The organism is Chryseobacterium viscerum (assembly GCF_025949665.1).
In the GTDB taxonomy this organism is placed as follows: Bacteria; Bacteroidota; Bacteroidia; order Flavobacteriales; family Weeksellaceae; genus Chryseobacterium; species Chryseobacterium viscerum_A.
In genome coordinates, this window is sequence record NZ_JAPDFT010000002.1 from 469274 (window position 1) to 481526 (window position 12253).

The following is a 12253-nucleotide window of genomic DNA, read 5'->3' on the forward strand; positions in this document are numbered from 1 at the left end:
CGATCTACTCCATAAGCAGAACGGGAAACAGCACTCAAAACGTTATTTATTGCAGTCGGAAAGAAGAAAGAATATATTGCAGATATCTTTCAGAAATTAGAAGTAAATTTTTATTCTGAATTTAAAAATTTTATTTTCATAATGTAATATTTTTAATAATTTGGCAATCAAACTTAACATAATATTTTAACCTATGCGTTACATAATTACTATCATCTACCACATTCCGGAATTGATATTCTGGAAGAAATGGAAAATAAAAAACAGAATTACAATTTATTGCATCATCAAAAACAGCATTCTTCTGTATCCGTTTTTAATACGGCCACCGTATTGGAATATTCTCTAAATTTGTGAACAATAAAACACACTTCATTTTAATATGGATCAAAACCTGAAAAGAAACCATGGATTCATACATATTCCATGCAATGAACTGGATATTTTTATACTTTCTGACGGCTATTTTGGTATTGGCTATCACCAGCCTATTTTAGCTCCCGATATTCCTGAAAATAGGGTAAAAAATGAACTCCGAAATCTTTATTTATCAGACTCTTATTATGAAGCTCCTATTAATGTAATGCTTGTCAAAAAAGCTGACCGTATTATTTTAATAGACACCGGAGAAGGGTTTTATGATGATGAAAACGCAGGACAATTATTACACAGCCTTACAGCAGCCGGATTTACACCGGAATCCATAACAGATATTCTGCTTACCCATGCTCACAGAGATCATATCGGAGGAATTCTTTCTAAGGATAATGAAGCTGTATTTCCGAATGCAGATTATTATATTTCCAGGCAGGAATTTGAATTCTGGACGAGTAATGAACCGGACTTTCAGAAAAGCAAAAACCCGGAAGGTGGAAAGCCAAGCATTCCTTTGGTTAGAAAAGTCCTTTCTGCTATAGACAGCCGACTTACGAAATTTGAAATGGGAGATCAATTATTCTCCTGTATTCAGACACATGCTGCTCCGGGACACACTCCGGGACATATTATTTATACAGTGAATGATGGGGATATATCCATTACCAATGTAGTAGATGTTTTCCATTCTCCTCTTCTTATTGCAAAACCTGACTGGGGAACACAATGGGATATTGATTTTGAAACAGGCGTTGAAACCCGTAAGAAAGTTCTTGAAAATTGCTTTAAAAACAGAACACTTATTTGCTCCGCTCATCTTCCATGGCCGGGTATTGGGTATATTAATAAAGTAAATAACCAGTTTCAATGGGTTCCTAAAGTTTACAACCATCCTTTTTTGATCAACCTTAAAATAGATCAGGAAATAAATGCCCTGTAACATTATTTCACCAACAGAAGTCTGAATCTGTTATCCATTCCAGAATTCCCGGTCCAGACTTCTGTATTGTATGGCTTCGGAAATATGGTGAGACAGTATATTCTCAGATTCTTCAAGGTCAGCGATTGTTCTTGCTACTTTCAGGATTCTGTCATAAGCTCTTGCCGAAAGATTAAGTTTTTCCATCGCCAGCTTGATGAGTCCGAAAGAGTTTTCATCCAATTCGCAAAATTTCTCAATTTCTTTAGGTCCTATCTGGGCATTACTGCTGATATTGAGGCTTTGGTATCTTGCATTCTGAATATCTCTGGCTTTCAATACCCGATTTCTGATATCCTTACTTTTTTCCCCTTTTCTTTTTTCAGAAAGCTGCTCAAACTCCACTTTCTGCACTTCAATATGAATATCAATCCTGTCCAAAAGCGGTCCTGAAAGTTTATTCATGTACCGCTGCATTTCATAAACAGATGAGGTATTGTTTGGGTCATCGGGAAAGAATCCGCTTGGGCTGGGATTCATAGAGGCTACTAACATAAAACTTGCAGGATAATTCACTGTAAATCTGGCTCTTGAAATGGTCACTTCCCTGTCTTCCAGAGGCTGTCTCATCACTTCGAGTACCGTTCTTTTAAATTCAGGCATCTCGTCAAGAAATAATACACCGTTATGTGCGAGGGAAATCTCACCGGGCTGCGGATAGCTTCCGCCGCCCACCAGGGCAACATCAGAAATTGTATGATGGGGAGATCTGAAGGGGCGAACGGTCATTAATGAAGCTTCGGTTCCTATTTTTCCAGCTACAGAGTGAATTTTTGTTGTTTCTAAAGCTTCTTTCAGAGTCAATGGAGGTAAAATACTGGGAACCCTTTTAGCCAGCATGGTCTTTCCGCTTCCGGGGGGGCCTATGAGAATGATATTATGTCCTCCTGCGGCAGCCACTTCCATTGCTCTTTTGGCTGTTTCCTGGCCTTTAACTTCAGAGAAATCGAAAGGAAAATCATTAATTTTCTCATGAAATTCTTTCCGGGTATCCAGCGTAATCCTGTTAAGAGGTTTTCCTTCATTAAAAAAATCAATCACTTCTCTTATATTTTCTACTCCATATACTTCGAGATCATTTACAATAGCGGCTTCTCTGGCATTCTGTATAGGAAGAATAATTCCTTTGAAACCCTCTTCCCTACTCTGGATAGCAATAGGCAAAACTCCTTTGATAGGCTGCAGGCTTCCATCAAGAGAAAGTTCACCCATAATAATATAATTTTCAATTTCCTCCGCCAAAATCTGATCTGAAGCTGCTAAAATACCAATCGCAATACTCAGATCATAGGCAGAACCTTCTTTTCTGAGATCCGCAGGAGCCATATTGATGGTGATTTTCTTTCCGGGAATTTTATATCCTACATTTTTCAATGCGGCAGAGATTCTATAGCTGCTTTCTTTAATGGCATTATCAGGAAGCCCCACCAGATGGTATCCTACTCCGCCGGTATCTACATTCACTTCAATTGTTATTGTCTGTGCAGCCACTCCATGAATGGCACTTCCATAAATTTTGATCAGCATGGTGTGTTTTTGAAGTAAAAATAATGAATATACTATTTTGAAAATCTGATATTTACATGAATGATATTCTAGTTGAATGGATATATTGAAAAAGATATTACGAAAAACAGATATTGAAAAGACCCTTCCTATAAAAAAAGAGCAGCTATTAAATAACTGCTCTTTGAATGTATTTCTCATAAATTATCAATTGTTGCAAATTAATAATCCACTTGTAAAGTTTTTCTTTTAATAGGCTAAAGAAATTCCTGCTCCCCATCCCATATCACTGTCATAGTGTGCACGAATACTCACATTTTTATTAAGAATATACTTTAATTCGGTCATGTACTCTTTGTCGGTATTGACCATAAAGCCACCTCTCAATCGTTTTGAGATCGGAATATCTTCTCTCATCAACTGTAAACGAACGATCCCGTCATGGTATACTTCTGCCTGAAAGTTGACCAGCATCGGAAGGGTATATACAAAACCTAAGCTAACTGCTCTTCGGGTATCTTTTTCATTTTTTTGTCCAAAGATATTTTTTTCCTGTTCATCAATTCCCATTTTCCTATAACGCCAGTCAAATCCCACAAACGGCATAAACCACTGCATTTTACCAATATATCTTCCCAAATGGGTTTCTACTTCATATCCATGCATATTATTGTATCCTAAACGCCATTCTGTAGAGAGGTTCCATCTTGCATTCTGAAGCATTGCATCTCCGTCATTTCCATTGGTTGCAAAGTCGTTCTGAATCATGAAATGGGGCATGTTACTTTCTTTTTGAAGCATATTATATGCCTCTTTTTTGTCTGGCAAATAAGGGTTTTTATAATCATCTACAGCGAAGACCCTATTCATTCCTGCCATCATATGATAAAGAATATGGCAGTGAAAGAACCAGTCTCCTTCTTCATTGGCCAGAAACTCAATAGTATCGGTTTCCATGGGCATTACATCCAGTACATTCTTCAGAGGCGACTTCTCTCCCTTTCCATTTATTACCCTGAAATCAAAACCGTGTAAGTGCATCGGATGTCTCATCATCGAATTGTTATAGATCGTGATCCGTAATATTTCACCTTTCTTCACCGGGATTTTATCCGTTTCTGATAAAATTTTGTTGTCCATACTCCATACATATCGGTTCATATTTCCTGTAAGGGTAAACTTTAATTCTTTTACAGGAGCATTTTTGGGAAGTTCCGTGTTATAAGGAGATTGCAGCATGGCATAATTCAGGGTTTTAATATCACCTAAGGCATTAGCATTATACTTGCTGGCATTAGTATCCATGTTCATTTCCTTATCCATTTCTTTATCTGCCTTCATATTATGCTGGCTGTGATCCTGTTTCCGGCTTCCGTCTCCTGTGATTTCAGGATACATAACCACATTCATATCCATTTGGTTGAGGCTCATTTTCATTCCCATATCATTCAGGTCTCCATTCATTTTCATCATATCATTCATCATTTTCATTCCTTCAAAATATTTAAGTTTGGGAAGAGGAGAAATGAGCTGTTTTATTCCATTACCTACAAAGTAGCTTGCAGACTGGGTTCTGTCTTCTGTAGTAGCTAAAAATTCATAGGCAACACCATCCTGAGGAATCGTTACTACAATATCATAGGTTTCGGAAACAGCTATGATCAGTCTGTCTACTTCTACAGGTTCCACATCATTACCATCATTGGCTACAACGGTAATTTTACCTCCAGCATAGCGCAGCCAGAAATAAGAAGAGGCTCCGCCATTTGATATTCTTAACCGTACTTTATCTCCTGCTTTTAGTTCTTTCCCATCTACAGTTTTTAAATCTGTACTATTGTTTCCATTGATTAATACCTTATCATAATATACATCACTTACATCCATTGCCAGCATGCGCTTCCACTCATTGGTAAGTTTTGTTTTAAAATGTCCTTCTTTAATGGCTTCCACATAAGACTGCGTAGCATTTTTCTTAATTGCCGCCCAGTCGTTAGCGTTATGCAGCATCCTGTTGATATTATCTGGGTTCAGGTTCGTCCATTCGCTTAAAATAATGGGAACAGTGGGCAGATCATCAATTCCTTTTCTGAAGGTTTTGTCATCTTCTCTTTTTTTCATGATGAAACTTCCGTACATCCCAATCTGCTCCTGAAGCCCGGAATGTGAATGATACCAGTGTGTTCCATGTTGAATAATCGGGAAACGATAGGTATAGGTGGCTCCCGGTTTTATAGGCTTTTGTGTCAGCCATGGTACCCCATCTTCTTTATTGGGTAAAAATATTCCATGCCAGTGTAATGATGTGCTCTCTTTCAACTGATTGTGTACCACAATCTCAGCGGTATCTCCTTCTGTAAAAGTAAGAGTAGGCATTGGAATTTGCCCGTTGACCGATATGGCTCTTTTTTCTTTCCCGGCGTAGTTGACCAGTGTATCTTTTACATACAGCTCATATCTTACTACTTTTTGTGCAAAAATACCCTGCCAGCAGAGAAGTATCAAAATTGCCTGAAGTAACTTTATTATGATATTCTGAAGTATATTCATTGTTCTATTTTTATTCATAAACTTTGTTCTGCGCGTTTAGCCAATCGGCTATTGTTTTAATTTCATTATCATTCAGTTTTGCTTTCCTGTGCATTACTGTATAGGATGACAATGGCATTTTTCTGTTTACAATCTGTTCTTTTATTGAATTCAGCAATCTTTCCTGCTTTCGGTTTGAGTAAGTATCCCATTCACTGAAATTCAGATCATTTTTTGCGTTTTTAATATGATCTTCTACAAGTATCCTTGCGGGCTGTATGTAATCGTACCAGGCGTAATTGGTATTGTTACTATGGCAGTCATAGCAAGAATTCTGAAACAAAGTTTTTACTTCAGCCGGCATTTTATAGACTTTTGTAAAATCTTTTGTAACAGCCTCACCTTTATCTGTATTAAAAGCGGGCTGATAAAACTGTATTGCAATAAAAATAAACAGGGCAAATACCAAAATTCTTTTTAGTATCTGCTTCATTTTCAGAACTCTCTTTTCACAGAACCACAACTTAGCATCTGATTTCCATAATAAGGGTTTTTAATTGCTTTGGTTTCACTGATCCACACAGCTCCTTTACCGTCATTAAACATCGGGCAATGATCCTGATACAGCTTTTGTGAACTGCCAAATAGCGCGATAAGGTCTGAAACATCTTTACTTAAAAAAGCAAGATGCTCCCGCTGATGATCAATCTTTCCTGCATTATCACCGATATGTTCAGCATTTTCTTTAGCATCATCTGCTATTTCTTTATATTCTTTTTGCTTAGCAGCGGGAATACTGTTAATATCAATATTCTTTAAGGTCGTCAGTAATTGTTTAGCTGCACTGGCTGCACTTTTATCATTATCCGCTACAAGTGCATTTTTAAGGGCTAAATAATCTTTAACAGTAGATTCAATGCTAAAATTTTGGGACTGATCCTGCATTTTAGGAGTTTCAGTTTTCTGAACCGGAGCAGTTACCTGTTCTGCAGAAACCACTGAATCATGTTGCGGTAATGTTTTTGTTTCAGATAAGGATGTGCTGTCCTGTACCTTTAATTCACTGTTTTTATTTGGGGATTTTTTGCAGGAAACAACTGTTAATGCAGCAGTTGTTGATACGATGATTGATAAAACTATATTTTTCATTGTATTGATATTTACTTTTAAAGCTCTTTGTTATTTGTTATTGATAGTTTCCTGAACACTTCCACAAGTAAGCATTTTGGACCCATAAAAAGGATTCTTGATGGTCTCTTCTTTACTAAGCCAATTAGCTCCTTTTCCGTTATTAAACATTGGACAATGCTGGTAATACACTGGTTCTTCCTGTTTTGAAACTTTTGCAAGGGCATAAATATTTTCAGACAGAAGCGCAAAAAAGTCTCTCTGTTTTGAGATGTCTTTGGCAGCTGCAATCTTTTCTGCCTGCGCTGTAAGTTCTTTTAAAACTTTCATCCAAACAGTATGTTCTTCGCTGGATAGTTTCCCCATTTCAACATTTTGAATAGCTTTTTCCAAAGAGGCAGCTTTAGTTGATGATGTTCCTGCATCAGTATTTACAAGAGCATCTTTTAAGGAAAAATAATTGTCGAAAACTGCCTTAAGCTGAGAGTTGTTTTTATTTTCAGTACTACTGGCCTGAGTCATTTTGCTGTGATCATGATCTCCATGTTCAATATTCATATTCATTCCTTGATCTTTGCTCATACCGGCAGGTTTTAGCTCTCTTTTGTATTGGCAGCAGCCTGCTAATTTTTGGTAGGCATCATCTGGTGCTAAGAATTTTTCACTGTCATAGCCGGCTAATGCAATGCGCTTAAGTATTTCCTCTTCATTTGTTTTTTGGGCATCATAACTCAGTGCAGCCATTTTTGTGTCCTTATTCCATACTACTGATGAAATATTCTTTAGATTTCCTGCTTTTTCAATATTGGCTTTACACATATCACAGTTGCCCAATATTTTTACAGTCTCTTTCTTTGCGTTTTTTATCTGTGCAAAGCTTATGGTGTATGATAGTAATACAGCAATTACCATCAATATTTTTGATAATGATTTCATTTTTTGATTTTAAAAAATTAATAATGGGAATACAACAGATTGTCCGAAAACAAAAAATTTGCTTTCGACAAGACGTATTTCTGGCTGTAAAACCAGATTGTTATCCTATTTTGGGAGGTTGCCAGATAGAAGAAAAACCTGAAGAATAATAGGTCTGACTAAAACTAAATTTAAGTTTCTTTTCTTCTCTGAAATGATTTTTAATTTTCAGATCGGCCATAACAGGAAGCCCTACTAGTGAGATCACAGTTCCGCATCGGCAGGAATTGTGTTTACATTTGCCATTGCAGTCACTATGGTCCCTGTCTTTTTTACAATAACCCGGTTCGCAGCAGAATTTATTAGAAAAATTACTGGTTGCGCACTTATAACCTAAGGTTTCATCCTTTTTTATATTTTTCTTGGTACACGCAAAGCCTAAGTTTGGTACTAGGAAAAGCACCAGACATAGGATAAAAATGTGACCAATATGTTTGTTATAAGTTTTCAACAAAACAAAGTTACAATATTTATCATTTAGATCTTTTTATAAAATTATTTTTTGAGAAATTTTCTGCAGAAATCTCAATTATTTATGAAAAAAAATCATGTTAAAATGGGCCACAAAACCCCACAACAAAAAACTCTGCCGGTTGTAAAATAAAAAAATCGGCACAAAAAAATTGTACCGATCCAACCATTATTAAAAACTAACGAAAGAGATTATTTCATCTGAATTCAGGATAAAATACCCAATGTGAGTCAGGAAGCGGATGCCCGAAAGAGAGGGCTCCTTTTGGGGTAATTATGACCGTCATTAGATTAACAAGGATGAAACTTTATCTATTGAGCGTAAAGTAAAAAATACTTTAGTTCTTCTTCAATACAAGGAACATCCCTCTTCTGACATCCATTCTTCCTTCCCACAATCAATATTTTAACACATTCAGACTATGTAATCCTATTTTTTTATAAATCTGTTTTTATACTCTTTTCCATCTGTGCTTTTAGAAACAATGATATAGTTTCCTGGCACAAGCTGACTTACATCAATCGCCTGATTGTACTGATGGTCATTTTTCTTCAGAACAAGCTTTCCGGACATATCTATAATGGTAACTTCCTTATACATTTTATCTGATTCTTTTCCGATATAAAGATGCTGCGCCGTAGGATTAGGGTAAATTTTCAGATTATTATCCTTACTCTTCACCTCTCCTGTTCCCAGATTATTGCAGAAGTCCCAATTTCCGAAATTCACTTCCACAAAGGCAAACGGATCCAGCATCTGACATTGATCCGGGCAGTATTCTGTACAGGCATAAAACCCATATTTTCCGGAACTTGTCGCAACATAAGTATCTCCTACCACTCCAGGGATGATACAAGGATCTCCCAATACCGGAGGATTACTGCTTGGCACACATCTGAACCAGGTATGTTTGCCATATACAACCGGAAATATATTATCAAATTGTACAGAAGCCCCGTTGCACACATTCACTATTCCCCCATTATCCTGATAAGTTCCGGGAGTATAAGTAGTCATCATTGCCGGCAGACCATAGACAAATCCATCTGCAAATACTGCAGTACTTTCCGCGGTACAGTCTCCGTCTGTAACTTTAACTTTAAAATAATTCAGTTGGTCATTACCACTAACGGTTAACTGCTGTGATGTGGCTCCCGGAATGGCTACCCAAGGGTTGTTGTTAGGTGTCTGCCAGGTCCATTCCTGCTTGTACCATTGGTAGCTTCCATACGTCTGTGTGGTAGAAATTATTTCATCTTCCACATCACAGAACAAGATGGTTCCCGGATATTTCTGTCCAAGCCTCGGACTGGTAATTGTAGGGGTACACTGTGCTTTTATATCCAGAATACTGAATAATAAAAACACTAAAAAAATTAGTTTTGTTTTCATATATAGATTATTAAGTGTGATTTTGGTCTTAAAAAGCCTCTACATTAATCCAACAGTACTCTGATCCCGAATTTCATGTTAAAATGAAGCGGTTTCTCTTTATAAATGGTATTAGGAGCATTTTCCTCCTTAAAATGATATCCTATTCCCGGTTCTGCATAAATTCCAACTTTGTCTATGACCTTCAGCTGAAATCCTACTGCAGTGTTAACAGAAAACTGCAACGGTTTGTGATCAAGACTTTCCTTTGAAGTCTCCTTTATTTCATCATTCACTACGTAGGTTGTTGTAACACTTCCCGATACAGGTTTTTCCAGGAGTGCCCCACCTGTAACATATCCTGTAAACCGGCCTTTCTGAATGACATTATAATTAACCTGAACAGGAATTCCTATATAATGAACCGTCTGATCTCCTTTAATATAATTGTTCTCAGTTCCGGAATGCAGTTCAGAAGACAGTTTGGTATAGTTCAGTCCCGTTCCTATTCCCCATCTTTTTCCTAAATTGTAGTAAAGTGATAACCCAAATGTTACCGGCACTTTATGCCTGATTCTCGCTTCTACCGGCTGGCTCTGATTGGCAAGCAATATGGCTGTAAGGGGATCATCATGATGCTCGGATGTAGTAAATACCTGCTCAACATTCATTGCTTTTCCAGTAATGGAAGCATAGCCCGGGAACTGCTGTTCTGCAGAGTTGGAAGCAACATTTCCTGTAAGCATACTCAGCATCCACGACTTTTTATCGCGGGATTTTGATCTATTTAGTTTTGTATTTTCAGCATAGATTTCTTTTGGCTTCTCCTCTTTAAAAAGAACCTCATCAGAAGTCTGCTGTTCTGTAGATTCTTTTACTGTATCATCAACAGAAGGGACTTTCTGAGCAATTCTGCTTTCCTGTTGAAAAGATTCTGATGCTGTGGGAAGTTTGAAAATATCCTGGATTTTTTGATTATTTTCCGCTTGATTTTCCGCTCTTCTCTCAGCATATCTCTGTGCTGTAATTTTCTCCGAATATCCTGTATTTACTATATTGTCTGCTAAAAAATCTCCTGTTCCTGATTTCGGTTCTCCGCCTGAATTATGTTCAGTTTCTATAGGTTTTAAAGAATTTCTTTCCTTTTCGTTTACTATATCTGCCGGTTTCTGAGACATTCTTTTTTCTGTATCATCCTGTGGCAGTATTTTTATGAGCAAAAATATCAGTGCAATGGCTGCTGCAATACCTCCAATCTGATAAAACAAAGATTTTCGGCCTACATTTATTTCCTTTTCTTTCTTCGTAGCACCTTCATGAATTTCAGGAATAAACCCGGGAATGCTGTTATTTTCTTCCCCGGCGAATAGTTCATCTTTGATGTCATCCCACAATTCCTCCGGAACGTCCTCTTCATGGTCATCCATTCTGCTTCGCAGGTTATTTAGCCATTCGTTATTCATATTGTGCTTTTTTTGACATTTTAAATTCTTTTATTTGCTGAACAAGCAGTCCTTTTGCACGGTGAAACTGAGATGCAGAAGAATTTTCTGCAATTCCCAGCAGTCCGGCAATCTCCTTATGGCTTTTTTTCTCGAATACATACAGGTTAAAAACAGTTCTGTACCCTTCAGGAAGAGATTTTATCATCATCATAATATTATCACGCGGAATCTCTTCAAAGTCTGGTTCTTCTTCATTAGGAATATCCGGAAGATCATCTACTTCCACCGCAGATTTAAAATCTCCTTTTTGTTTGATATGTTTCAAAGATTCATTGACAGTGATACGGGTCATCCAGGCTTTTAAAGAACCACTTCCCCTGTACTCAAAAGATTCTATCGAACGGAACATTTTGATAAAACTGTTTTGCAATACATCATGAACATCTTCTTTCTCAGCTATATAACGGGAGCAGACATAGGCCAGATTTCCGGAATAAGCTCCAAAAAGCTCTTTCCAGGCAGCTTCCTCCTTCTTCAGAAGGTGCTTTACCAAAATCTGTTCTTTACTTTCTTCCATATAATGCCGCCATACCCAGTGGGATGTTATAAACTGTCAAGCAAAAATAGATTGCATCTTAGTAATAAAGCGCAATCCATTGATGATAATATCTATTAATTAATTTTTTATACAGAATGGAAAATTATAATCAATTACCTCATAAGGGGTAACCAATGTACCATCTACTGTAATTTTTTCTGCTGTTATAGCATACCTCAGCGTCTGGTCCAATCCTACATAATATCCTTTTTGTTTTGCTACAAATTCTACAACGGTCTTTTTATTCACTCCGTCTACAGGGATCTGAAGTTCCATAACTTTTGGGGCCAAAGTAAGTTCTATCACATTATTTGCAGTGTTAATTACTGCGGCATACTTAACCTCATACTTCACTTTTCCCATTGTCTTCAAGGCAGCTTCTGCTTTTGCCGGGTCCTTCACTACTGTTTTTACAATTTCGGCAACCGGAAATTCAGCAAATGAGATCGTATCTTTTTTTACTTTAAACTCTTTTATTCCTTCTCTTTTACTATTTCCCTGTACAATAACCAGCTTACCTTTATAGTTTCCTTTTAAATCTTCTATTTTTACAGGAGGGATGTCCGGACCATCATTATCGTTACATGAGGATAGAGTAAATCCTATTAAAACCATTAAAACTGTTATAAAAAATCGGGGTACTGTCAATCTTTTCATTGCATTATTTTTTTCGTTAAACATTAATTATTTTCGAGTACTCATCTATATAAATCTCACTTTTCAAAAATCTTGCATCTATTTTTGAAAAAAAGATAAAATTTTTCATAAACCATTGATTTAATGAATATAAAATTTCATCACTTCTCTGCAAATTTCGGACCTGATGTTAAAATTAAATGGTATTTACCTTCAGAAATAACAAAAAAGGAAGCTAT

General features: G+C 36.8%; 10 protein-coding genes. 1 reads left to right on the forward strand and 9 read right to left on the reverse strand.

Going from position 1 to position 12253, the window contains the following annotated elements; all coding sequences use genetic code 11:
* Nucleotides 1-382: 382 nt before the first annotated feature.
* On the forward strand, nucleotides 383-1315 hold the full coding sequence (locus tag OL225_RS16220; protein ID WP_264518923.1) for an MBL fold metallo-hydrolase: 933 nt from the start codon (nucleotides 383-385) through the stop codon (nucleotides 1313-1315).
* Nucleotides 1316-1345: 30 nt separating this feature from the next.
* Here the strand turns inward: OL225_RS16220 and OL225_RS16225 are convergent, their stop codons facing one another.
* From OL225_RS16225 to OL225_RS16265, 9 genes are all read right to left on the reverse strand, one after another.
* Nucleotides 1346-2881, reverse strand: coding sequence for a YifB family Mg chelatase-like AAA ATPase (locus OL225_RS16225; RefSeq protein ID WP_264518924.1), 1536 nt, complete (start codon nucleotides 2879-2881; stop codon nucleotides 1346-1348).
* A 228-nt stretch (nucleotides 2882-3109) separates the two neighbouring features.
* On the reverse strand, nucleotides 3110-5410 hold the full coding sequence (locus OL225_RS16230) for a multicopper oxidase domain-containing protein (protein WP_264518925.1): 2301 nt from the start codon (nucleotides 5408-5410) through the stop codon (nucleotides 3110-3112).
* A 10-nt stretch (nucleotides 5411-5420) separates the two neighbouring features.
* Complete coding sequence (locus tag OL225_RS16235; protein WP_264518926.1) at nucleotides 5421-5882, reverse strand: heme-binding domain-containing protein; 462 nt, start codon at nucleotides 5880-5882, stop codon at nucleotides 5421-5423.
* 2 nt (nucleotides 5883-5884) lie between these two features.
* Complete coding sequence (locus tag OL225_RS16240) at nucleotides 5885-6538, reverse strand: DUF3347 domain-containing protein (RefSeq protein ID WP_264518927.1); 654 nt, start codon at nucleotides 6536-6538, stop codon at nucleotides 5885-5887.
* Between the two features lie 30 nt (nucleotides 6539-6568).
* A complete protein-coding gene (locus OL225_RS16245) occupies nucleotides 6569-7453 on the reverse strand; it encodes a DUF3347 domain-containing protein (RefSeq protein WP_264518928.1) in 885 nt (294 codons plus the stop codon).
* 940 nt (nucleotides 7454-8393) lie between these two features.
* Entirely contained in the window at nucleotides 8394-9356 is a 963-nt protein-coding gene (locus OL225_RS16250; RefSeq protein WP_264518929.1) for a T9SS type A sorting domain-containing protein, read from the reverse strand.
* Nucleotides 9357-9400: 44 nt separating this feature from the next.
* The gene (locus tag OL225_RS16255; protein WP_264518930.1) at nucleotides 9401-10798 is read right to left on the reverse strand and encodes a porin family protein; all 1398 of its coding nucleotides are present in this window, start codon (nucleotides 10796-10798) and stop codon (nucleotides 9401-9403) included.
* Nucleotides 10791-11357: an RNA polymerase sigma factor gene (locus OL225_RS16260; protein ID WP_047376083.1), complete on the reverse strand. Its 567-nt coding sequence runs from the start codon at nucleotides 11355-11357 to the stop codon at nucleotides 10791-10793. The genes OL225_RS16255 and OL225_RS16260 overlap by 8 nt, the downstream gene beginning before the upstream one ends.
* A gap of 99 nt (nucleotides 11358-11456) precedes the next feature.
* Nucleotides 11457-12035 carry a DUF4840 domain-containing protein gene (locus OL225_RS16265; RefSeq protein ID WP_047376647.1) on the reverse strand — a complete coding sequence of 193 codons (579 nt, stop codon included), beginning with the start codon at nucleotides 12033-12035 and terminating at the stop codon, nucleotides 11457-11459.
* Between the last annotated feature and the right edge of the window lie 218 nt (nucleotides 12036-12253).